This window comes from Corynebacterium sp. ACRPJ, from assembly GCF_022347345.1.
Classification (GTDB): domain Bacteria; phylum Actinomycetota; class Actinomycetes; order Mycobacteriales; family Mycobacteriaceae; genus Corynebacterium; species Corynebacterium tuberculostearicum_D.
In genome coordinates this window covers 147,822-170,377 of sequence record NZ_JAKRNC010000004.1, presented here as the reverse complement: position 1 = coordinate 170,377, position 22,556 = coordinate 147,822, and the positions used below count along the sequence as shown (strand labels likewise).

Here is a 22,556-nt window from a genome sequence, read left to right as displayed (position 1 = left end):
AACATGTACCCCTCCCACCGTAGTCCAGAAAGGGCAACCGCGTCGGGGCCTTCTAGAGGATGAGCGCGCCTGCCCAGCCAGCGATAAGCAGCGGAATATTGAAGTGAATAAAGGTGGGAATAACCGAGTCACGGATGTGGTCGTGCTGGCCATCCGCGCCCAAGCCCGCGGTAGGGCCGAGGGTGGAATCGGAGGCGGGAGAGCCGGCGTCGCCAAGCGCGCCTGCGGTGCCAATAAGCGCCACGGTGGCCGCGGGGCTAAAGCCCAGCGACATGCACAGCGGCACATAGATAACGGAAATAATGGGCAGGGTGGAAAAGGACGAGCCGATGCCCATGGTGACCACGAGGCCTACCACCAGCATCGCGCCGGCGGAGAGGACCTTATTGGTGCCAAAGAGGTTGGCAGTGGCATCGACTAGCGGGCCGACCTCATCGGTGGCCGTCATAACCGAGGCAAAGCCCTGGGCGGTGATCATAATGAAGCCGATGAGCGCCATCATCTTCATGCCATTGGTAAAGACATCGTCCGCGTGCTTCCAGTCCACCGCGCCGGTAAGCAGCAAAATACCCAGGCCGGTCAGCGCGCCGACCATGAGGCCATCGGATTCGAAGTCGAGCGCCTGCATGACGATCTGCACCGCAAAGGTGGCAATGATGGCCACGACGGAAACCCACACCTTATAGGCGGAAGGGGTTTCCTGGTGCTCCTCAGCCGTGATGGGCAGGTTCTCATAGTCGCGCGGCTTGCGGTAGCTAAAGAAGATAGCGATGAGTAGGCCGGCCAGCATACCGAGCGCCGGCACGCCCATGACCTGCATGATATTGATATCGGAGGTATCAAGCCCCGCCTGCTGGATATTAAAGAGCAGGATATCGTTCAAGTAAATGGAGCCGAAGCCCACCGGAATGAACATGTAGGTGGTGATAAGGCCGAAGGTCAGGCAGGTAGTAATCAGCCGGCGGTCCAGGCGCAGCTTATTCATCACCGTAAGTAGCGGCGGGATGATGAGCGGAATGAAGGCAATGTGGACTGGGATGAGGTTCTGGCTCATCACGGACATGGCGATGAGCCCGAGGATGAGCATCCATTTGGTGGCCAGGGCGGTCTTAGGGTCTGCTTCGCCGCTGCCGCCGAGCCTGCGGATGAGGAAGTTAGCCAGGACCTGTGGCAGCCCGGCCGAGGCCACGCCCATGGCAAAAGCGCCCAAGAGGGCATAGCTTAGGGCAATCTTGGCGCCGCCGCCCAAGCCGTCTTGGAAGGCGACCATGGTGGCATCAAGCCCCATGCCCGACAGGAGCCCGCCGACGATGGCGCCTAGGAAGAGCGCTACCACCACATGCACGCGCAGGAGGGCGAGCACGAGCATGACAATGACGGCGACGAGAACTGCATTCATGCTAATTCAGGGTACTGCATAGTATCGGCTGGCCAGTAATTATTCGGCTAACCCAGCCGGCCGCGGCCCATGCGCAGCAGCGCCGAGGCGATGGTGGGTCCTTCCTCACCGAGTTCATCGCGGAACTGATTCAAAATGGCGATCTCGCGGGTGTGGACCAGGCGGGTGCCGCCGGAGTTCATGCGGGTGCGGCCAATGGCCTGGGAGACTTCCGTGCGGCGTTTAGCGGCATCCAAGATGATGCGGTCCATGCGGTTGATTTCTTCGCGATACTGTTGGATCTCCGCATCAGATAGGGGATCATCCGTGCCCGAAGGCGTGCGGATGTCCAGGCCGTTATCGACGATGTCCTTGTTATCTTCTGCGGTCATAAGACCATATTGTGCCACCCGCCCGCGCAAAAGGAAATAGCAGCTCGCACGGCGGATACGGGGCGTGTCCGGTGGGGCTAGTAGGTTGGAAGGCATTATGAACGAAAACTCTCCTTTTAGCCCTTCCCCGTCCACCGACGGTGCCTCGAACCCTAGCCCCTTTGGCGGCTTCGGCGCACCGCGTGAAGCGAGCCCGCAATCCGAATCCCCCGATGCCTTGACCGAGGGCCTCAACCCACAGCAGCTGGAGGCCGTTACCCACTCGGGCAGCCCGCTGCTCATCGTGGCCGGCGCCGGTTCCGGCAAGACCGCCGTGCTTACCCGCCGCATTGCCTATCTCATGCGCCATCGCGGGGTAAATCCGTGGGAGATCCTCGCCATTACCTTTACTAATAAGGCCGCCGCGGAAATGAAGGAGCGCGTGGGTGGGCTGGTAGGCCCCGTGGCAGAGCGCATGTGGGTATCTACCTTCCACTCCATCTGCGTGCGCATCCTGCGCCAAAATGCGCAGCTGGTGCCGGGTCTTAATACCAATTTCACTATTTATGATGGCGATGATGCCCGCCGGCTATTGTCCATGATTGCTAAGGACATGCAGCTGGATCTGAAGAAGTACACCCCGCGCGTGCTGGCTAATCAGATTTCTAATCACAAAAATGAGCTCATCGGTCCCGAATCCGCACTGGAAAAGGCGCAGCAGACCAAGAACCCATTTGAAACCCCCGTGGCCCAGGTCTATGCCGAATACCAGCGCCGCCTGCGCGCGGCCAATGCCGTGGACTTTGATGATCTCATCGGTGAGGTGGTGCGGATTTTCACCCAGCACCAGCAGGTGGTGGATTTTTATCGCCGGCGCTTCAAGCACGTGCTTATCGACGAGTACCAGGACACCAACCACGCCCAGTACGCGCTGGTTGCTGCGCTCGTGGGCAGGGGAGAGCTCGGTCCGGATGCGCCGGAGCTATGCGTCGTGGGCGATTCCGATCAGTCCATTTATGCCTTCCGCGGGGCCACCATCCGCAATATTCAGGAATTCGAGCGCGACTACCCGCAGGCGCACACCATCTTGCTGGAGCAGAACTACCGCTCCACGCAGACCATTCTCAACGCGGCCAATGCTGTTATTGCCAAGAATGAGAACCGCCGCGAGAAGAACCTGTGGACCGCCCACGGTGAGGGCGAGCAGATCGTAGGCTACGTTGCCGATAATGAGCACGACGAGGCGCGCTTCATCGCCTCTGAAATCGACTCCTTGGCGGATAGGGGCCGCAGCTATTCCGATATCGCGGTCATGTACCGCACCAACAACGCCTCCCGTGCGCTGGAAGATATCTTCATTCGCTCCGGAATTCCGTACAAGGTGGTGGGTGGCACGCGCTTTTATGAGCGGCGCGAAATCCGCGACATGGTGGCCTACCTGCGCATCTTGGATAACCCGGACGATACGGTAAGTCTGCGCCGCATCATCAACGTGCCCAAGCGTGCCATTGGTGACAAGGCGCAGGGGCATATTGCCCTCCATGCGGAAAACCACGGCATTAGCTTTGGCAAGGCGCTTGCCGATGTCCCTCGGGGCGACGTCCCTGGCCTTGGCACCCGGGCCATTAACGCAGTAACCAAATTCAACGACATGATGGAGGGTATCCGCAATCAGATCCCGTCCATGCGCGATGAGGTTACCGGCCAACCGGATTTGGGCGAGCTGCTTTCCGCCATTTTGGATGCCACGGGATACAAGGCGGAATTGGAAAATTCGAATGACCCGCAGGACGGTGCCCGCCTAGATAACTTGAACGAGTTGGTATCGGTGGCTCGCGAATTCACCTCGGAGGCGGCCAACCAGCTTGCCGCCTCCGGTGCGGATGCAGTGGACCCCTCCGAGCTAGTAGAGGAGGGCGAAGCCGCGCCCGGTTCGCTGCAGGCATTCCTGGAAAAGGTATCGCTGGTGGCTGATGCTGACCAGATCCCTGATTCCGAGACTGGTGTGGTCACCATGATGACTTTGCACACCGCAAAGGGTCTTGAGTTCCCCGTGGTCTTTTTGACCGGCTGGGAGGATGGCCAATTCCCGCATATGCGCTCACTGGGTGACCCGAAGGAATTAAGCGAGGAACGCCGCCTCGCCTATGTAGGTATTACCCGCGCTCGCGAGCAGTTGTATCTTACCCGCGCCATTTTGCGCTCGGCGTGGGGCAATCCGGTGACTAATCCCGCCAGCCGCTTCCTCGGCGAGGTCCCAGAAGACCTCATCAACTGGCGGCGCGAAGACTCCGATAGCTCCCTGACCGGAGCGTGGGGCGAGGACGACTACCAATATGGTCGCTCCTACGGCCGCGATTGGTCCGGGTGGGGCAGTGGTGGTTCCAGGTCTGGGGCGCGCGGTGCAGGGCGCGCTGCGTCTTCCCCATCGCAGCGCACCAGCAAGCCGGCGGCGACCTCGATGCCTAAGAACAATAACCTCAACCTAGCCGTGGGTGACCGCGTCAATCACGCTAAGTACGGGCTCGGAACTGTCATTGAGACGTCCGGCTCCGGCAAGCGCGCCACGGTCACCGTGGACTTTGGTTCTTCCGGTAAGGTCCGGCTGATGCTCATCGGCGGAGTGCCGATGGAAAAGCTTTAGACCGAAATGCCGCGCTCGTTGAACCAGGAAACTGGGTCAACGGGGGCGCCTCCGCCTGGGTGAATCTCAAAGTGGAGGTGCGGGCCAGTGGAGTGGCCCTCGTTGCCAATGCCGGCGATTTCCTGCCCCGCGGTCACGCGCTCGCCCACATTTACCTTGAGCTGGTCTGCCGGCATGTGGCCGTAGACGGAGATGGTTCCGTCATCGTGCTGGATGCGGATCCAGTTGCCAAAGCCCTGCGCTGGGCCGGAGTTGATGACGGTGCCGTCCATAACCGCGTGAATCGGGGTGCCCACCGGGTTAGCTACGTCGATTCCGTTGTGCATCGTGCCCCAACGCTGGCCAAAGCCAGAAGTAAGTGTGCCGGAGGTAGGAAAGACCACGGTATTGCCCGCGGAGTCCTTGCCGCGCTTCGTGGTGAGTCCGGAGTGATTTCCCTGTGGAGCGAATGCTTCCTTCAATCCCGGTACAGAACCAGGATCCAAGACGATATTTACTCCGCCGGATTCGTTTCCATCTACCTGCGGGGTAGCCTCGCCGTTGAGCAGGCCAACCGAGGTGGTGGCTAGGCCAACAAGGGCGTCGACCACTCCGGCGTTATCTACATTGGTAGCGGTGGGCTCGGAGGAGCCGTCCGATACGTCCACGCTAGCCACTGGCTCTGCAGCAAAAGCGGTGGTGCCGGTAGCAAGTACGGTGCCGAGTGTAACGATGCTCAGCGCCACGTTCTTGCGTGCGCGGTTCATGCGCTTCATATCTTAAGTCCTTTTCATGGCTGTGCATGGTCTCGGGACGCTTGTGCCCTAGTGAGGGCGGCGTCTTGCAACTGCCAACCGCGACACGCCGAAAGCTGAAATGCTTGCGTCCGAAATCGCTTGTGGCAACGAGTTAAAAGTTAGCCCGCCCGAACGGCCCGCGCAATCTTAAAAAACGCTGGTAGAGGTGGAAATAATTCGAAATTATTCGAACATGCCAGCTTGTTGCGCGTGTTACCAATGTGATTGGAGTGGCGTCTGTAAAGTACTGGTTTAGGGTCTGGGGGTGGACCTTGGGGGTGGCGCCCAAGGCTTGGGGCTGCCGTCTCGTGCGGTATCGGCGGCTGCAAGCTAAAAATATCCACTCACCTGCGACAAGTCTGCGCACTGGACTTGCCTGAATGTGCTTCTGGCGCCTTTATGGGGTCGTGGTGAGGGTCTAGCTGGTGCTGTGTTCGCTAGTGGCAGCGGAGTACTCAGGCGGCGCCAAGCGCGGTGTAGTGCGCCCTTGGGGCGGTCTGGAGCGCAGTTGATGCAATCCTATCTTCCGGGCGAGTGCACTAGGTGACGGGAGAGTATCTGTGGGCATGACAAAGCGCTGCAGAGAAGTTCTCTGCAGCGCTCAACAAGAAGGTAGTCGGTGTGCGGCTCTTTAGATATCGATGCCGCGCTCAGCCAGCCAAGGTTGCGGATCGATTGCCTCGCCACCGTTCGGGTGAACTTCGAAGTGGAGGTGGGAGCCGGTGGAAAAGCCCATCGAGCCCATGCCAGCGATCTTCTGGCCGGCGTGGACGTGCTCGCCCACGGCAACGTCAAGGGTCTGCATGTGGCCGTAGACGGTCATGGTGCCGTCATCGTGCATGATGCGGATCCACTGGCCAAAGCCGGAAGCTGGGCCGGAGTCGATGACGGTGCCGTCCATGACGGCAAGGATTGGGGTGCCGGGAGAGTTGGCGATGTCGATGCCCTTGTGGAAGGTGCCCCAGCGCATAGCGAATGGGGATGTGAATGCGCCCTCGGCCGGGCGAGCTACGGACGGTGCGCGAGCAGCTTCGTCGGCAGCGGCGCGCTCTTCAGAAGCCTGGATGGCCTTATTGAGCTGATCGGTTAGATCGGCAACTGGCTTTGCCTCGGCAACGTTGAGGATCTGCGGGGTGGTATCAACAGGATTCGCAGCGGCATCCTCAACTTGGGTGGAGTCAGAGGCGAGCTCGAAGTCAACGGACTGCGTCTTGGTGGTGGCTGCGTCATCGGACTGGATGTTTGCGGCGGCTGCGCCACCAACGCCGGCGGTGGAAACTGCACCTGCCGCAACCGTCATTACGGCAATGCGGCCCTTCGCGGTCTGCGAGGTGACAATCTTGCGATGGCGGCCGGCGCCACGCTGAACTTTGCTTCGCATTAGGTCTTCTTTCGTCATTTTCACAATCTGCGCAGAACGGGTGTTACGTCCCCGCCGAGTTAGTTACGAGATTGTGACCTTCTTGTTACCAACGAGATGTAACAGTAGCGTCTCGAAAAGATAACAGCAACCCAAATTAAGAAACTTTCAGGCCCCTCTCGGGGAAATTGTCCACGAGCAGGCAACATGTGGCCCCAGAATAATGTTAGTGCGATAAAGATCCCACGCGATCTCCGCGTGCGTCATGCAAAACTAGCGGCCTTTGCCTTCAATAGTATTACAGCCAGAGTTAAGGGTGTGAAACCAGGGTAGATTTTAAACTCCTTATATATTTGTGTAGCCCAGGTACAGGGGTTGCCGCCGGTGATTTTGCGAGCGCCTCGTCGCGCCACCCCGATTTCACTTCCGGAAGGTGGCAAAGTGGACGCCGATGAACAAAAACACCAGCCCCCAATCTCGGTCAACGCCCCGCCCGCGTAGCCAGGCGCGGGGCCGTATGGTGCGCGCGCAGCGCACCCCACGCGCGCCTCATCCCAGTGGCTCACGCCAGTCCTCTGGATCGGCGCAGCGCGTCGCTCGCAAGGCCGGCTCCAAGGCCAAGGCGCGCCGTACCCCCGCGCCGTTGACCAAAGCCGGGGGCATTCGCCGCATGCTCATTACGGCGGCAGTGCCCAATGTGGTTATTGTCCTTATCATTATGGCCATCGCGCTTGGCGGTCTCATGCTCACCGGCTCTCCCATGGCGTGGTGGTACACCATCGTGGCGGAGACCTGGATGGTCTTTAACCTCGCCCCGGTCTCTGCGGCTGATGTGCATATTTCCTTCTTGCCGGCCTTGCCAGCGCTTATCCTTGCCGCGGTGGTGGCGGTTCGGGTGCGCAGCGCGGTAAAACACAAGGTTAGCGTCAAGGACTTGCTTACTCTTTTGGCCTGCGTGCTTGGCGTGCCGGTGGTATTTACCATCATCGCGTGGCTGATGCTGTGGGATGCGGGCAAGGTCTATGACGTTTCTCCGCCTAATCTGGCGGAGGCGTTGCTGCGCGTTATTGTTCTGCATCTGGCCGCCATGGCGGCCGGCATGGGGTGGCGCTTGTGGCGGGCGTTGGCCAAGCGTTACGGAGTGCCGCGCCCGCTTGTCGACGCCACCCAGATCGCCCTTCGCTATCTCGCATACCTGGCCATTGGCGCAGCCGCAGTCTTCGCGGTGGTATTCCTTGCCAATGTCTCCCGCCAGGGCGAGATGATGAATGACTATCCTACGATCTCCGGCTTAGGCATTGCCGGACTCGTGCTGCTGAGCGTGCTCTACATTCCCAATGCCATCGTGAGCACCGCGGCGGTATTGGTGGGCTCGGAGTTTTCCGTAGGCGAAGGCTCGGCGAGCCTCTTTAGCGCCCACCTCGTGCCGCTGCCGCCGCTGCCGATTACCGGCGGCATTCCAGCATCCTCGCCCAGCTGGGCGGTGGCGCTATTGATCGTCCCCCTCGGCGCCGCAATTTACTCGTTGTACAAGAAGCGCCCGAGCTTTCAGGACGTACTAGTAGCTACGGTGGCTTCCGCAGTAATCATGCTGGTTGCCTGCTACCTCGTCAGCGGTGACCTTGGCTACTACGGCGCGACCGGCCCGCAGCTGTGGACCGCCGCAGGCCTCACCGCCCTGTGGATGGCCGTCGTTGGCTGCGCCGTTGCTGCTGGCTTCGCCTTCGTGGCCTGGCGTGCGGCCCGCACGGCACCCGGTGCGGCCCCCGCCGATGAATACGCCGACGAACCCGCTGCCGATGCCGACGAGGCTCCCACCGAACCGGAGCGAGAGCCCATCACCGATCCGGAAATCGTTGACGCCGAGGTAGTCGAGGACGAGCCCGAAGATACTGCACCTGACGCGGCCGCGGAGGAACCGGAAGAAGAGCAGAAAGAAGAGGGCACTCCAGCCGACGAAGTAGCGGAGCGGCCGGAAGAGGCTAAGGAGGGCGATGAAAGGGGCGTCGCCAAGCCGCTGAGCCAACAGCTCAAGGACCAAATGGGGGAGAGCGAGCAGGACTCCTCAAGCGAAGATTCCCCCGAGGAGGGGGAGAGGGGCTAGGCTATAGCGCGTGACTTCACCGATGCCTCCGCGCTATACCGCTGACTCTGAACGCCTCCGAGTGGTGGTGCTCGTTTCTGGAACGGGTTCCCTGCTGCAAGCCATCGTGGATGCCCAAGCCGGGCACTACCAGGTAATGAAGGTGGTGGCGGATAAGGAATGCCACGGTATTTCGCGCGCACAGGACCACGGGATTGATACCGAGGTCGTGGCGCTGGGGGCGGATCGCGCCGAATGGAATCAACGTCTGGTTGACGCAGTAGATGCTGCGCAGCCAGACGTTGTTGTTTCTGCGGGCTTTATGAAGATCCTGGGCCAGGAATTCCTGGACCGCTTCGAAGGCCGCACCATCAATACCCACCCGGCGCTTCTGCCTGCCTTCAAGGGAGCGCACGCGGTGCGCGACGCCCTAGATTATGGCGTGAAGATCACTGGCTCTACCGTCCACTTTGTGGACGCGGGCGTGGATACCGGCTCCATCATCGCGCAGCGCCCCGTTGCCATCAATGCGGACGATGACGAGTCCACCCTCCACGAGCGTATTAAACAAGTAGAGCGCGACCTCATCGTGGAGGTGCTGCGTGCAGCTAACGTCCACGACGAGAAACTATCTATTCAACTCGCAGACTAAGACTTTTCGAAAGGCTTAATCCTCCTCATGAGCGAAGACCGCAAGCAGGTAAAGCGCGCCCTTATCAGCGTGTACGACAAGACCGGGCTGGAGGATCTAGCCCGCGCCCTTGATAAGGCAGGCGTGGAAATCGTCTCCACCGGCTCCACCGCGAAGAAGATCGCGGACCTAGGCATCGAGGTCACTCCGGTAGAAAAGCTCACCGGCTTCCCGGAGTGCTTGGAAGGCCGCGTTAAGACGCTGCACCCGCGCGTGCACGCCGGCATCCTGGCCGATACCCGCAAGGAAGATCACCTCAACCAGCTCTCCGAGCTCGAGGTAGAGCCTTTCCAGCTCGTCGTGGTCAACCTGTATCCCTTCCGCGAGACCGTGGCTTCGGGCGCGGACTTTGATGGCTGTGTGGAACAGATTGATATCGGCGGCCCATCCATGGTGCGCGCAGCCGCCAAGAACCACCCGTCTGTCGCCGTTGTGGTAGATCCTTCCCGCTACGGTGAAGCCGTGGAGGCCGTGAACAACCGTGGCTTCACCCTAGAGCAGCGCCGTGGCCTGGCCCGCGATGCCTTCCTGCACACCGCGGATTATGATGCGGCCGTCTCCGCCTGGTTCGTGGATCAGCTCAGCGAGGAGGGCCAAACCACCCCGCTGCGCTACGGCGAGAACTCTCACCAGGCGGCTACCGTCACCCGCATCGGCTCCAAGGGCCTTGCCAATGCCACCCAGTTCAATGGCAAGGAGATGAGCTACAACAACTACCAGGATGCGGATGCCGCGTGGCGCGCCGCGTGGGACCACGAGCGCCCCTGCGTTGCGATTATCAAGCACACCAACCCATGCGGCATTGCCGTGTCCGAGGAGTCCATCGCCGCCGCCCACCGCGCCGCCCACGCGTGCGACCCAATGTCCGCTTTTGGCGGCGTGATTGCCGTCAACCGCGAGGTCACCGTAGAGATGGCCGAGCAGGTAAAGGAGATCTTTACCGAGGTCATCGTCGCGCCTTCCTATGAGGATGGTGCCATCGAGGTGCTTAAGGCCAAGAAGAACCTGCGCGTGCTGCAGGCAGAGCACGAAGACCAGCACGAGGAGCGCAAGTACATCTCCGGCGGCGTTCTCACCCAGGAGCCAGACACCTACCAGGCCGAGGGCGATAACCCGGCCAACTGGACCCTGGCTGCGGGCGAGGCCCTCAACGAGTCCGACTTGGCTGAGCTCGAGTTCGCCTGGCGCGCCGTGCGCGCGGTGAAGTCCAATGCCATCTTGCTGGCCAAGGACAATGCCACCGTGGGCGTGGGCATGGGACAGGTTAACCGCGTTGACTCCGCCAAGCTGGCCGTCGAGCGCGCCAACACCTTGGCCGATGGTGCCAACCGCACCGAGGGCTCCTTCGCCGCTTCTGACGCCTTCTTCCCGTTCGCCGATGGTTTGCAGGTGCTTCTCGACGCCGGCGTTAAGGCCGTTGTCCAGCCCGGCGGCTCCATCCGCGACGAAGAAGTCATCGCTGCTGCAAAGGAAGCCGGCGTCACCCTGTACCTGACCGGTACCCGCCACTTCGCGCACTAGCCTAAGCTAAATGCCATGACATTCCCTATCCGCCGGGCCTGGGGCCCGGCAGCCGCCCTTATCGCCTGCGCGCTCACCCTAAGCGCCTGCGGCGACGAGGACGCGGCGAATAATTCCCCTACCTTTGTCAATACCGAGGCCCGCGGCACGGCCGATCCCCTCTACGGAAAAGAGAGCACGTCCGCAGCGCCCGCGGCCTCATCCGCAGCGCCGGCCGCCTCGTCTGCGCCCGCCTCTTCCTCGGAGCCATCGGCCGCGGCCCCTTCCAGTGACGTCCAAGCCGTGCTTGACCGCATCGTGGCCGAACACGGCGATGTGGGCATCGCCGTATCCGATGGCACGACCACCATTGAAGCGGGGCGCACCGCTCCCGAGGCCGCGTGGTCAACCTCCAAGGTGCCTGTGCTCATCGCGGCGAATCGCATGGGTGCGGCCGATAGCCAGCTGGTTTCCTCTGCAATCACCTACTCCGATAACGAGGCCGCCAAGGCCGCGTGGGCGGGGCTAGGGGAGGGGACCGCTGGCGCGCAGGCCGCGCAAAGCGTCATCGCGGAGGCGGGCGATACCGCCACCCAGGTTCAATCCCAGGTCACCCGGCCGGAATTTACGGCCTTTGGCCAAACCATGTGGAGCGTGGGCAACCAAGCAAAGTTCATGGCCGGGGTGCGTTGCGTTGAGGGAGCCCAGCCGATTATCGACGCCATGGGGGTCGCCGATCCCGCCCAAGCCTACGGCCTGCGCACCTTGCCGGGCGCCTTGATGAAGGGCGGCTGGGGCCCGAGCCCCGCCGGCGCCTACGACGTGCGGCAGATGGGCATTGTGCAGCTGGGCGGGCACGACGTCGCCGTGGCACTAATCGCCTCGTCTCCTGATGGCCAGTACGCCTCCACCCAAACGGTGCTTACCTCCATGGCCGAAGCCCTAGCGCAGGCCGAAACCCAGTGGCCCAGCCCTGCCTGCTAAGCCTGTCAGTAGAAAGGAAAACTCATGACTTCTCGCTTAAGCCTCCGCCCGCTTATCGCCGCAGGCTTCTTCCCGCTCGTGGCCGCCAGCCTCGCGCTGAGCGGTTGCAGCGACTCCTCGGACGAATCCGCCCCGAGCTTCAAAGGTAAGGGCAGCGGAATGACCACGGTCAATAACTCCGACAAAGAAGAGGAGAACGCCGAGGAATCCACGCCCGCGCAAGAGACCGTAACCAAGGAAGAGGAAGCCCCGGAGGAACCGCCGGTAGTCACGGTCACGCAGACGGAAAAGCAGGAGGCCCCGTCTTCCACCGGTGGGGGTCAGAAGTCTGGTGAAGGAAACTATATTTCTGATTTCAATGGGCACGGATGGCTCGATGGTGGCTACGCAAGTTGCAACCGGTTTGAACGCGCCCTGTTTGCCGGTTCTGGTCCCGACGGCAGGGTTATCATTTGCGAGACCGGAGGTGGCTACAAGTTCTATCGCTCGTCGATGTTTGATGGCCAGTTTGAATCGGGTGACGTTACCCAAGACGGCAATAACTACTACGTCAATGCGGATCCGTCGATCATTGTGGTGACGCCGAGTGGCGTAAGCGTGCGCGAGGGCGGCGGATTGGCCGCCACGGGCGAATTCACGGAGTCGTGGCAGCGCTAACGCGGAAAACGAGGGGCTAGCGCGACTTCTTCTTGCGGTCGGCCGCTGCGGCGGCGGCCGCAGAGATGGAGTCGTTGCGATTCTTCAGCAACTCCAAAGTAGTTTCCTCGGCATTGTCGGGGACGGAGGCGCCGAGGACGGCCAAGGCGGCGTCGGCAAGCATGGCAGCAGTCTCCGGAACCGACTGGGAAGCGTCGAACGGCGGGGTGCCGTTATTGGGGCGCATTTCAATAACAGACAGCGCGATGTGGAAGGGCAGCTCCACGCGGGGGTCATCCTCGCCCACAATGGCTGCGGCGGTGGAGCGGAAATGATTCTGCAGGCGGTCGCGCGACTCGTGGTACTCGGAGAACTCTGAAGAATTAGCCACCGGCAGCTGATACAAGCGACCCACGTTCCAGCCACTGGTGAGCAGCAGACGCGACTCTGCGGCGACCAAAGACCACAGGCGCTGTGCCGGGGCCGCGTCGGTGCCCGCCAACTCATCGGCCAACTCCAAGGAAGGCTCGATGGTGGAATTGAGCAGCGTCAGGAAGATTTCCGTCTTGGACGGAAAGTGATAGTACAGCGACGCCTGACGGATGCCTACCGCGTCTGCAATCTGGTGCGTGGACGTGGTAGCAAAACCCTGAGTAGTGAAAAGCTCGGAGGAGGCGTCCAAAATCTCCTCACGGGCGCTATTGCCCCTGCGCCGCGGACTGTGTTTGCGCGGCCTACCGACATTGCCTGCCATGCGGTGGGACGACTCCTTTCACAAAAGAGAATTCACTTTTAATAACCAACTGTACAATCTTATGCCCGACTAGGTACTGCTTCCGAATCCGCACCGTAGAGACTATTTATATTCTTCCGCCCGACGGGCAATAGACTCAAACGCCGCCGAGACAATGCGGCACGCAGAACCATAAGCGGTGCGGTCCAGCGGCGGAAGATCGCGCAGCGTGGCCGGGCGATCGCTAACGCCCTCGTACCAACGGCGCAACTCTAACGCATAACCGGTGCGCCACGCTAGGTCCAACGACTCTGCGTCTGCGCCGCTGAGGAGATCGCGTTCCACGCCAATCGCCAGCCGATCCACCGTCGGGCGCGGCCCCGGTGCCGCCCAGCGCGCGATAGCTGCAATGGGGGAGAGCAGTGTGGCCTTGATATCCACCGCGGCATCGCGGTCCGGCAGGCCATCGACCATCTTGAGGGCAGGAGGGCGCTGGCCCAAGGCTTCTTCCAGTAGCGCTTGTTCCCCGCCGTTTCCAAGGGGCAGGCCGGCGTCGACGCGCGCGGCGATGGAATCGGCGGCTCCGTGAGCTTGGAGACCGACATCGGCGAAGACCTCTTGGAGGTCGTCATCCTGGCCCATCCACTCCACAGGCATGGACGGCAGCTGGTCGCCGCGGGAGGCAGCGCCGGTAAGGCGGACCGGGGAGTTGACCCCAGGAGAGCGAACAATATCCGTAATCAGCCGGGAATACCAGTAGGCCAATTCAATCTCATTGTCCTGGTGGGCGACCGCATTGCGCAAAATATCTTGGGCCTCTTCGAGCAGTCCGCGGGCCGTAGCGCGGGACTGGCAGTGCGGGGCGAGCTCGGAAAGATCGAGTAGGGATTGGTGCAGGGCCATTGCTCACTGCCTTTCACTAGTGCGGGGCCGATGCCTCCCCGCCGGCTGCGGGGTGCACGAATGCTTTCAATCTAACACTTCGGTTCTGTGATCCGGGCATGTGGGTCGAGTGGAAGGGATGGGAGGGCTAAAACGACTTTCGCCGCCTGCCCTCGAGGAGGGAGGCGGCGAAAGCTTATGGTTCTTTTACCGTGTCACACTTGCCAGCGGCAAAAGTGCGCTGTTGATACCCAGCTACTGTTTAGCGGGTGGTGAACGGCAGGAGAGCCATTTCGCGTGCGTTCTTGACTGCGGTAGCAACCTGACGCTGCTGCTGCGGGGTCAGACCGGTGACGCGACGGGAACGGATCTTGTGACGATCCGAGATGAACAGACGCAGAGTCTTGGTGTCCTTGTAGTCCACCTTCTCGATGCCCTCAGCCTTCAAAGGGTTCTTCTTTGGGCGACGGCTCTGCTCCATACGGAACTTCTTTTGGTTATTGCGCTTATTAGCCATTGTGCAATTACCCCTTTACCAGCTGGACTTACGAACGCCCGGCAGCTCACCACGGTGAGCCATGCCGCGCATACGGACACGGGACAGGCCGAACTTGCGGAGGTAACCGCGTGGGCGGCCATCGGCAGCGTCACGGTTACGTACGCGGGCTGGGGAAGCGTCACGAGGCTGGCGGTTCAGCTCGAACTGAGCCTCTAGACGCTCCTCATCCGGGGTGTTCGGGTTCTTGATGATCTTCTTGAGCTCAGCGCGACGCTCCGCGTAGCGGGCGACGATTTCCTTGCGCTGCTCGTTCTTGGCGATCTTGGACTTCTTAGCCATTGATTATCGCTCCTCGCGGAATTCGACGTGCTTGCGGGCAATCGGATCGAACTTCTTCAAGGTGATGCGATCCGGGTTGTTGCGCTTGTTCTTACGGGTCACGTAGGTGTAACCGGTGCCCGCAGTGGACTTAAGCTTGATGATTGGGCGGATATCGTTACGTGCCATACTTAAATCTTCTCCCCACGTGCGCGAATCTTAGCCACAACGGACTCGATGCCATCGCGGTCGATGATCTTCATGCCCTTGGTGGAAACATTCAGGGTGATGGTACGGCCCTCAGAGGGCAGGTAGTAGCGACGACGCTGCACGTTGGGGTTCCAACGGCGCGAAGTGCGGCGGTGCGAGTGCGAGACCTGCTTGCCGAATTCCGGCTTGCGGCCCGTTACCTGGCAAATAGCCGACATGGGTCTTCTTTCTCCTAGCCGCCCACATCATGGCTATAGACAATGAAGCGCCGACTGCCGTGTGAGGGTGGCAGTGCTCAAAAGTGAGGTGTGAGCGGGTGCGGCGCCATCGTCAAACACCAGTAGACGGGGCGTAAAACGTATATTTTGACAACAGCAAGGGGAAATCTTACAGCCTCGGACGCGAATTACCTAATCGCTGCCTTGCTGCGGCAAGTGGGCCATTTGCCGTGCTGGGGTGGTGTTTGCCTGTGGGGCGTCGCTTAGCGTGGCGCAAGAAACGTGAGTGAAATGAGTGGTCGCTGCTGGTCGGGGATTTCGTATATGGGTCAGTTGACTGTAGGATAATTCAGGTTGTTGACCCGTGCCACGCGGCGCGCGGTTAACAGAGTGAAATTTGTACGTCCCAACTCGGGCACGATCCACGCTAGGGGCGTGGAACCGACCCGTAGTCCAACCCTGAGGGAATATATATGAAGAAAGATATTCACCCGGATTACCACCCGGTAGTCTTCCGTGATGCTGGTACCGGTCACTCCTTTTTGACCAAGTCCACCGCTTCCTCCGACCGCACCGTTGAGTGGGAAGACGGCAACGAGTACCCACTGATCGTCGTTGACGTTACCGCTGAGTCCCACCCGTTCTGGACTGGTGCACAGCGCGTTATGGATACCGCCGGCCGCGTCGAGCGCTTCAACCAGCGCTTCGGTGGCATGGCTCGCCGCAAGAAGAAGAACGCGTAAGGAGGAGAGTAGAAAATGGCAACTCCTAAGTTTAAGAAGTCCCGTGCGAACACCCACGCACGCCGTTCCCAGTGGAAGGCTGACAATGTGGCCCTCCAGGAAGTCACCATCGACGGCCAGACCGTCCGCATCCCGCGCCGCCTGGTTAAGGCTGCCAAGCTGGGTCTGGTTGACGTAGAGCAGTTCTAAGCTCGCTCTTTAATCTCCCCGTCCGCTCTCGATTAGAGGGCTGGGCGGGGATTTTTAGCTTTAGAAGCGTCCTATAAGCATGTTTTAACCGTATTTGGGGGACTGTGGGGGTAAATATTTCCCTTAACTTCATGAAGTTGACTGCCATAAGTAATAATTAGGACTATGAAAATCCTTGTGGTGGATGATGAACAAGCCGTCCGCGAATCGCTACGCCGTTCCTTACGCTTTAACGGCTACGAAGTGCTGACCGCTAACGACGGCTTGGAGGCCGTGGAGACGGTGCGCGCTGAGAATCCCGAATTGCTTATTTTGGACGTCATGATGCCCAACATGGATGGCCTTGAGGTGTGCCGCACCCTGCGCAGTGAGGGCTGGGACCGTCCGATCCTCGTTCTGACTGCGCGCGATGGTGTTTCGGACCGAGTGGCTGGCCTTGATGCCGGCGCAGATGACTACCTGCCGAAGCCGTTCGCATTGGAGGAGCTCTTGGCCCGTGTGCGCTCCTTGGTGCGCCGCGCCTCCGCAGATTCCATCGCAGCTGAAGCCCCAGTGGAAAGCAAGCTGAGCTTCGAGGACCTTGAACTTGATGCCGATACCCGCGAAGTCAGCCGCGGTGGCCGGGCCATTTCCTTGACGCGTACCGAGTTCGCGCTGCTGCAACTGCTGATGGAAAATCCCCGCAAGGTTCTCTCTCGCAGCAAGATCCTGGAAGAAGTCTGGGGCTACGATTTCCCTACCTCCGGCAATGCTCTCGAGGTCTATATCGGCTACCTGCGTAAGAAGACGGAGGGCGAGGGCGATGCTCGCCTCATCCACACCGTCCGTGGCGTGGGGTATGTCTTGAGGGGGTCTAATCCGTGATTTTAAGGAAGCCCGCTTCCCCTGCGGTGGCTTCCGGGAAAGTACAGTCCACCCCTCTTACCGAGTTCTCTGAGCCTCAGGGGAGTTGGGCTTCACGGGCGCCACTGCGGTGGCGCCTTGCTACTGTTACGGGCCTTGTGGTGGCCGTAGCCGTTGCCTTGATGACGTTGGCAACGTATTGGGTAGTTTCTCTGTCCCTTACTGCCTCCGTCGACGACCGCCTGGAGGCCAAGGCCGATGTCTTGTTGCGGCAAAGCCAGGATCCACGGTTCATGGATAACGTGGACCAGGAGATCGAGGACTTTAAGTCCTATAACCCTGGCACCCGCGTAGCCCTATCACCGCCCTCCATGAGCTTTTCCTACGGCGACACCATTCCTGTGGGCGGGGACTTCCATCGGACGGAGGATTACACGGAAACTTCCGTGCGTACCGTGGGCGGCGAGCGAGTGCTGGCCAAGCGTCATGATCTTGGTTCTACCGTGGTCGTCGCTCAGTCTCTCGCTCCTACGCAAGAGCTCATCGCCATCTTGGGCACGGTGCTACTGATTATCGTTGCCCTTGGCATCGTGCTCGCCATTTTTGCAGGCCTCATCGTGTCCAAAACCGGTATGCAACCCATCGCCCGGCTGAAGCGAGCGGTGGATTACGTGACGCAGACCAACGACCTGCGCCCTATTGAGGTCTCTAATAACGACGAGATGGCGCAGTTGACCACCTCCTTTAACCAGATGCTGGAGGCGCTGCAGGAATCCCGTTCGCAGCAGTCTCAGTTCGTAGCCGATGCCGGGCACGAGCTGAAAACCCCGCTGACCTCTATGCGTACCAATATTGAGCTTTTGATGATGCTCAATCGGGCCGGTGGTGGCTTTGGTATGAGCGATGAAGACCGCAGGGACCTCGAAGATGACGTCATGTCCCAGATGAATGAGCTCTCCACCTTGATTGGAGACCTCGTTGATTTGGCGCGTGAGGACGGCAATGAGCGCGAACCGGAGCCGGTGGACCTGTGTGAAGTCATGATGGCTTCGCTGGAGCGTGCGCGCCGCCGCCGTCCCGATGTGGAGTTCTTGGTGCGCTTTATCCCGTGGGAGCTGGACGGCGACCCCTTCGCATTGGGCCGTGCCACGCTTAATCTTATGGATAATGCGGCTAAGTGGTCGCCGGCTACTGGCACGGTGCGCGTGTCTATGGAGCAGCTATCCACCCACGAGGTGCGCCTGCGCTTTGATGACTCCGGGCCTGGCATTGCACCGGAGGAAAGGGAGAAGGTCTTTGAGCGCTTCTATCGTTCGGCAGAAGCGCGCTCCATGCCGGGCTCGGGCTTGGGCTTGGCCATTGTGAAATCGGTGATTGAACGTCACGATGGCACCATCAAGATCCGCGAGTCTAATGATGGTGGTACCCGCATGGAAATCATCTTGCCGGGCAAGCCTGTGACGGGGGAGATTTTCGTGGACGGTTTGGCAGAGCCGCAAGAGGGGCTGCCGGGTGGTAAGGAAGACTCGATCGACCGCGGTGAAATCTTTGCGCAGCGCTGGTTTAATCAGAGCTAGCGTACAAGCGTTTATACTGGTGAGGTAATACAGCAACCTTTCAGGAATTCCTAGTAGGTTGGCAGATCAGTATCAGTCTTGACCAAGCGAAGTGAGGCATAGTTTTCTCATGAACATGAGGAATGACGATTACCGAGGCTTTGATGGGAACTCCCCGGAGGGAGCGTCCCAGGAAGGCCCGGGTAGGGCCGATCCGGTTCAGGGTGGTCCGAACTTTGGAGAAACCAACCAGCAAGATGCCGTGGCTGGCAACGCTGGCCCCTACAGTGACGGATTTGGTCTTCACAGCGACGCTGGCGCGCAGGCACAAGAGACCGGCTCCTATTCGCAAGGCTGGAATCAACCGCGCGGCGGTGCTGAAGGCAATGACCAGCGAACGCTAGGTTCGCTGGGGCCCTATCCGAATGCCCCACAGGCCCAAAACTTTAGCGGTCAGGGACAGGAAGGCCCGATGGTCACCCCGCTGCCTCCGCAGCCGGAGCAAAAGAAGAAAATTGGCTTGGGCGCCGCCACCGCTCTGGCGGCCGTCGCTGCCATCGCCGCAGGCTCGATCGCCGGCGCTGTGGTCGGCATGAGTTCCGGGGGAGGCAATAACGATACCTCCGTGGTCAATGAAGCCCTTAAGGCTGAGCCGGCGAACAATAGCACCGGTAAGGAACCGGAGCAGGGTTCCGTTGAAGAAGTTGCCTCCAAGGTTTTGCCCTCGGTGGTTTCTATCCAGACGATGACTCGTACTGGTGGCGCTGAAGGCTCTGGTTCTGTCATCTCCCCAGACGGCTATGTTTTGACCAACCACCACGTGGTTGCCGGTGCTGAGCACGGTGGCATGATGCAGGTGACCATGAATGACGGCAGTAAGCATGATGCTGAGGTGGTGGCCTCGGATGCGAATACGGACGTGGCCATCGTGAAAATCAAGGACGTCAAAGACCTGCCCTTCTTGCAATTCGGTGACTCCGATTCCGTTGCTGTGGGCCAAGAGGTAGTGGCCGTGGGCTCTCCTTTGGGGCTAAACGCGACCGTGACCTCCGGTATCGTATCGGCAAAGAACCGTCCCGTTCGCGCTTCCCAGGAAGGCGGCGAATCTTCATTGATTGACGCCATTCAGACCGATGCCGCAGTAAACCCTGGCAACTCGGGCGGTCCGTTGGTGGATCGAGACGGCAATATCGTGGGCATGAACTCCATGATTGCTTCGCTGTCTAATAGTTCCTCCGGCGAGGGCGGCTCCATTGGCTTGGGCTTTGCCATTCCATCCAACTTTGCCAAGCGAATGGCAGATGAGCTCATCAATGACGGCAAAGTTTCTCACCCGACCCTTGGCGTGAAGGTGCTAGCGCGCGACGACGGCAATGGTGCCCGCATCGCCGAGGTAGAGTCGGGCGGCCCGGCAGATAAGGCGGGCTTAAAGGATGGCGACATTGTCACCCGCGTCAACGATCGCCTGATTGAAAACGCCGATGCGCTTATTGCGGCGGCGCGATCGCAAGACTTTGGTGCGACGGTGACCTTGGAGGTTACCCGCGAAGACTCGGAAGAAACCCGTCAGGTAGAGGTAACCCTCTCAGGCGAGTAAATTACTGTGCAAGACCTCATTAGGTGCTGAATGCGCCGTACCTCACCCCGCCACAAGGCCGTATTGCCTTAACTTAAGGAGAAAAATGCCAGATTCGCAGCACGATGTGACCGACTCCGCGCAGCCCGACGGCGCGAATAAGCGCGATTCCTTGATGGATCTAGCCGAACCCGATGATGCCTTCTTGTTAGCAAGCGAGCAGGAGGATAGCCTTGCTGCCCCGCGCCGCGGGCTCATCGTTATTGTCACCGATCATCCCGGTGAGCAATCCGATAGCACTTCGCAGCTGGTAAGCGAGCTGCTCGCGGAGGCTAATTTCCGCGTTGATGGCGCCATCGTGGTGCGTTCCAAGAAATCCAAGATCCGCCAGGCCATTGAGACCGCTGTGGTCGGTGGCGTGGATTTGGTCCTCACCGTCGGCGGCACCGGCGTGGGCCCGCGCGATAAGACTCCGGAGGCTACCCGCTCCGTGATCGATAAGATGGTTCCGGGTGTGGCCCAGGCGCTGCGTTCTTCTGGCCAAGCTTGTGGCGCGGTGGATGCCTGCACGTCCCGCGGCCTATCGGGCGTTTCGGGCTCTACCGTCGTGGTCAACCTTGCCTCGTCGCGCGCTGCCGTCCGCGATGGCATGGCTACCTTGGCGCCTCTGGTGCACCACCTCATTGACCAGCTGCAGCAGTCTAGCGTCCAGTAAACGCAGGGTATTTTCTATGACGTCGCGGAGAAATCGCCGGCGAGTATTCCGCCAATCTGCTGCTGTCGATTATGACCGTAGTGCTGATAAGCCCGGCGCACACGCTGCCGATGGTGCCGATGAGGAGAGAATCGTTACCGTTGATGACGCGGATTCGGCGGCGACAGAGGGGGAGTCCGGCCAGCGCGATGAACAGTTCTACCGAGAGAATCAGCCCCCACACTACGGCGGCTAGCGCCTAAAGCAGGATGCAGGTCTGCAGCCACAGAGGTACCTAAAAGCCTGCGGTTTCGCTTCCGAGGAAGTGAAACCGCGGGCTCTGTGCTGTATATGCAGGGTAGGAACCTAGGCCTGGTGGCGACCGCCGCCGGTAGAACCGTGATCGGCGTCGGCAGCGCCGCGGGCGGAACCGTCAATGCCGGTACCCGGGATGTCCTTATCGGAGACATTCTGGGCCTCGAGCAGGTCGCGGATTTCCGCGAGCAATTCCTCGGAGGTTGGGGCAGGGGCCTCAGGGTCTACACCGTGGCGGCGCTTAGCGGCCTCGGTGAGCCTATTGAGTGGCATGACGATGAGGAAGTAAACCACCGCGGCGATGATGAGGAAGTTAATCGCTGCAGTGATTACTGCGCCGAAGTCAACAAACGTGTTCTTGTTGTCGGTGATCTGGAAGCCTAGGCCGTCCACCTCAGCAGAGCCAAGGGAATTGATGATCGGCTGGATGATGGAGTCAGTAACGGCGGTGACGATCGCGGTGAAGGCGGAGCCGATGATGACTGCGGTGGCAAGTTCGATGACGTTGCCGCGCATAATGAAGTCTTTAAAACCCTTGAGCATGGTGATATGCACGAACCTTTCTGGGAAAAACTAAGGGTTGGTATAAACCATGGACACCGCGAAACTTTAGTGCAGCTGTTAACCAACCACAACTGTTGTGGCTGAAAGGGTCTAGCGTTGCTGTGGGTGAGCGCGGTCACCCACGATAACTACAGTGAGTGGCTGGCTTAGCGACGCAGCGGCTACATCATTGGCGTGGTCATGGGGCAGCGCGAGCAAAACAGTAGAGGAAGAGGCCTCGCCTTCGGCGCTGGAGGTCGACACCACGCGCCCGCCGGTGGCGATAACGCGCGCGGTGGGCGTTGCGGGAGCCGACCCCTCTGCGGCTGGGGCGGATGCGGCGTCGACGGCGGTTACCACGTCCACGGTATCGCCATGGTGCAGGTGGGGGATGATGTCTGGCTCGGCGAGCTTCACCGGGATCATCCGCGCAGCCGCGGCGTCGGAGCCACCGACCAAGCTGGAGACGAGGTCTTCTCCTAGAAGGCGCGCATCGGTGACCACCTCACCCTTGCCGGCTGCGGCGGTAATAACGCGGCCGGTGAGTTCTTCTGGCTTTGCCGCTACTGCGGAATCGGGGATGGAGGAGGCAGGAAGGCGGGCCAAGTCGACGTCGGCAAGCGCCAGCTCCGCGCCCGCAGGCAGATCGCGGCTAAAGACGGGAACGCGCGGCAGCTCCTTGGCCGCAGATAAGGCCGAAGCCAGCGCGGCAATAAGAAGGGCCACCGCAATGGCGCGGCGCACTACAACGCCGCGGCGGTGGCCAGGAGTGCGAAGGGTGGAAATGAGGCGGGGCATACGCGAAGTGGACATA

The 22,556-nt window shown here is 60.4% G+C and carries 25 protein-coding genes; 13 read left to right on the top strand and 12 right to left on the bottom strand.

Annotated features, from left to right (window positions below):
- Positions 1-52: 52 nt before the first annotated feature.
- Positions 53-1,399: a Na+/H+ antiporter family protein gene (locus MHY08_RS04680; protein WP_239194202.1), complete on the bottom strand. Its 1,347-nt coding sequence runs from the start codon at positions 1,397-1,399 to the stop codon at positions 53-55.
- 47 nt (positions 1,400-1,446) lie between these two features.
- Positions 1,447-1,770 carry a chorismate mutase gene (locus MHY08_RS04675; protein ID WP_005323805.1) on the bottom strand — a complete coding sequence of 108 codons (324 nt, stop codon included), beginning with the start codon at positions 1,768-1,770 and terminating at the stop codon, positions 1,447-1,449.
- A gap of 97 nt (positions 1,771-1,867) precedes the next feature.
- Between MHY08_RS04675 and pcrA the strand changes: the two genes are divergently transcribed.
- Positions 1,868-4,393 (top strand): DNA helicase PcrA, encoded by a 2,526-nt coding sequence (pcrA, locus tag MHY08_RS04670; protein WP_239235570.1) that lies wholly within the window; start codon positions 1,868-1,870, stop codon positions 4,391-4,393.
- On the opposite strand, the gene MHY08_RS04665 is transcribed toward pcrA, so the two are convergent.
- Both MHY08_RS04665 and MHY08_RS04660 read right to left on the bottom strand, forming a co-directional pair.
- Complete coding sequence (locus MHY08_RS04665) at positions 4,390-5,148, bottom strand: M23 family metallopeptidase (RefSeq protein WP_204609805.1); 759 nt, start codon at positions 5,146-5,148, stop codon at positions 4,390-4,392. The genes pcrA and MHY08_RS04665 overlap by 4 nt on opposite strands.
- 652 nt (positions 5,149-5,800) lie before the next feature.
- On the bottom strand, positions 5,801-6,550 hold the full coding sequence (locus MHY08_RS04660; protein WP_204609803.1) for a M23 family metallopeptidase: 750 nt from the start codon (positions 6,548-6,550) through the stop codon (positions 5,801-5,803).
- A 412-nt stretch (positions 6,551-6,962) separates the two neighbouring features.
- Between MHY08_RS04660 and MHY08_RS04655 the strand changes: the two genes are divergently transcribed.
- From MHY08_RS04655 to MHY08_RS04635, 5 genes are read left to right on the top strand one after another with little or no spacing between them, the layout of a single operon-like run.
- Positions 6,963-8,633 (top strand): DUF6350 family protein, encoded by a 1,671-nt coding sequence (locus tag MHY08_RS04655; protein ID WP_239235567.1) that lies wholly within the window; start codon positions 6,963-6,965, stop codon positions 8,631-8,633.
- A gap of 22 nt (positions 8,634-8,655) precedes the next feature.
- Positions 8,656-9,264 (top strand): phosphoribosylglycinamide formyltransferase, encoded by a 609-nt coding sequence (gene purN / locus MHY08_RS04650; RefSeq protein WP_239194430.1) that lies wholly within the window; start codon positions 8,656-8,658, stop codon positions 9,262-9,264.
- A 27-nt stretch (positions 9,265-9,291) separates the two neighbouring features.
- Entirely contained in the window at positions 9,292-10,824 is a 1,533-nt protein-coding gene (gene purH, locus MHY08_RS04645; protein WP_239235564.1) for a bifunctional phosphoribosylaminoimidazolecarboxamide formyltransferase/IMP cyclohydrolase, read from the top strand.
- A 15-nt stretch (positions 10,825-10,839) separates the two neighbouring features.
- Positions 10,840-11,787 carry a hypothetical protein gene (locus tag MHY08_RS04640; RefSeq protein ID WP_239194381.1) on the top strand — a complete coding sequence of 316 codons (948 nt, stop codon included), beginning with the start codon at positions 10,840-10,842 and terminating at the stop codon, positions 11,785-11,787.
- Positions 11,788-11,811: 24 nt separating this feature from the next.
- Complete coding sequence (locus tag MHY08_RS04635) at positions 11,812-12,444, top strand: hypothetical protein (protein WP_204609797.1); 633 nt, start codon at positions 11,812-11,814, stop codon at positions 12,442-12,444.
- Positions 12,445-12,460: 16 nt separating this feature from the next.
- Here the strand turns inward: MHY08_RS04635 and MHY08_RS04630 are convergent, their stop codons facing one another.
- The 6 genes from MHY08_RS04630 to rpmB all read right to left on the bottom strand — a co-directional run bounded on the left by MHY08_RS04630 (position 12,461) and on the right by rpmB (position 15,283).
- A complete protein-coding gene (locus tag MHY08_RS04630) occupies positions 12,461-13,177 on the bottom strand; it encodes a TetR/AcrR family transcriptional regulator (RefSeq protein ID WP_204609795.1) in 717 nt (238 codons plus the stop codon).
- Between the two features lie 102 nt (positions 13,178-13,279).
- Complete coding sequence (locus MHY08_RS04625; protein ID WP_239235562.1) at positions 13,280-14,059, bottom strand: putative nucleotidyltransferase substrate binding domain-containing protein; 780 nt, start codon at positions 14,057-14,059, stop codon at positions 13,280-13,282.
- A gap of 241 nt (positions 14,060-14,300) precedes the next feature.
- The gene (gene rpsR, locus MHY08_RS04620) at positions 14,301-14,555 is read right to left on the bottom strand and encodes a 30S ribosomal protein S18 (protein WP_005279904.1); all 255 of its coding nucleotides are present in this window, start codon (positions 14,553-14,555) and stop codon (positions 14,301-14,303) included.
- A gap of 15 nt (positions 14,556-14,570) precedes the next feature.
- Positions 14,571-14,876 carry a 30S ribosomal protein S14 gene (gene rpsN, locus MHY08_RS04615; RefSeq protein ID WP_005279906.1) on the bottom strand — a complete coding sequence of 102 codons (306 nt, stop codon included), beginning with the start codon at positions 14,874-14,876 and terminating at the stop codon, positions 14,571-14,573.
- Between the two features lie 3 nt (positions 14,877-14,879).
- Positions 14,880-15,044, bottom strand: coding sequence for a 50S ribosomal protein L33 (gene rpmG, locus MHY08_RS04610; RefSeq protein WP_005279910.1), 165 nt, complete (start codon positions 15,042-15,044; stop codon positions 14,880-14,882).
- Positions 15,045-15,046: 2 nt separating this feature from the next.
- Positions 15,047-15,283, bottom strand: coding sequence for a 50S ribosomal protein L28 (gene rpmB, locus MHY08_RS04605; protein ID WP_005279911.1), 237 nt, complete (start codon positions 15,281-15,283; stop codon positions 15,047-15,049).
- Positions 15,284-15,756: 473 nt separating this feature from the next.
- On the opposite strand from rpmB, the gene MHY08_RS04600 reads away from it, so the two are divergent.
- The 7 genes from MHY08_RS04600 to MHY08_RS04570 all read left to right on the top strand — a co-directional run bounded on the left by MHY08_RS04600 (position 15,757) and on the right by MHY08_RS04570 (position 21,140).
- Positions 15,757-16,026, top strand: coding sequence for a type B 50S ribosomal protein L31 (locus MHY08_RS04600; protein ID WP_005323793.1), 270 nt, complete (start codon positions 15,757-15,759; stop codon positions 16,024-16,026).
- Positions 16,027-16,041: 15 nt separating this feature from the next.
- A complete protein-coding gene (gene rpmF / locus MHY08_RS04595; RefSeq protein ID WP_005279913.1) occupies positions 16,042-16,215 on the top strand; it encodes a 50S ribosomal protein L32 in 174 nt (57 codons plus the stop codon).
- 165 nt (positions 16,216-16,380) lie between these two features.
- Positions 16,381-17,079, top strand: coding sequence for a response regulator transcription factor (locus MHY08_RS04590; protein WP_239194385.1), 699 nt, complete (start codon positions 16,381-16,383; stop codon positions 17,077-17,079).
- 140 nt (positions 17,080-17,219) lie between these two features.
- Positions 17,220-18,635 (top strand): HAMP domain-containing sensor histidine kinase, encoded by a 1,416-nt coding sequence (locus MHY08_RS04585; RefSeq protein ID WP_239194387.1) that lies wholly within the window; start codon positions 17,220-17,222, stop codon positions 18,633-18,635.
- A gap of 109 nt (positions 18,636-18,744) precedes the next feature.
- Positions 18,745-20,211 carry a S1C family serine protease gene (locus MHY08_RS04580; protein ID WP_239235560.1) on the top strand — a complete coding sequence of 489 codons (1,467 nt, stop codon included), beginning with the start codon at positions 18,745-18,747 and terminating at the stop codon, positions 20,209-20,211.
- Positions 20,212-20,296: 85 nt separating this feature from the next.
- Entirely contained in the window at positions 20,297-20,905 is a 609-nt protein-coding gene (locus tag MHY08_RS04575) for a molybdenum cofactor biosynthesis protein B (protein WP_204609787.1), read from the top strand.
- 16 nt (positions 20,906-20,921) lie between these two features.
- A complete protein-coding gene (locus MHY08_RS04570) occupies positions 20,922-21,140 on the top strand; it encodes a hypothetical protein (RefSeq protein ID WP_204609786.1) in 219 nt (72 codons plus the stop codon).
- 110 nt (positions 21,141-21,250) lie between these two features.
- On the opposite strand, the gene mscL is transcribed toward MHY08_RS04570, so the two are convergent.
- On the bottom strand, positions 21,251-21,742 hold the full coding sequence (gene mscL, locus MHY08_RS04565) for a large conductance mechanosensitive channel protein MscL (RefSeq protein WP_239235586.1): 492 nt from the start codon (positions 21,740-21,742) through the stop codon (positions 21,251-21,253).
- Between the two features lie 111 nt (positions 21,743-21,853).
- The gene (locus tag MHY08_RS04560; RefSeq protein WP_204611455.1) at positions 21,854-22,540 is read right to left on the bottom strand and encodes an SAF domain-containing protein; all 687 of its coding nucleotides are present in this window, start codon (positions 22,538-22,540) and stop codon (positions 21,854-21,856) included.
- Positions 22,541-22,556 lie beyond the last annotated feature (16 nt).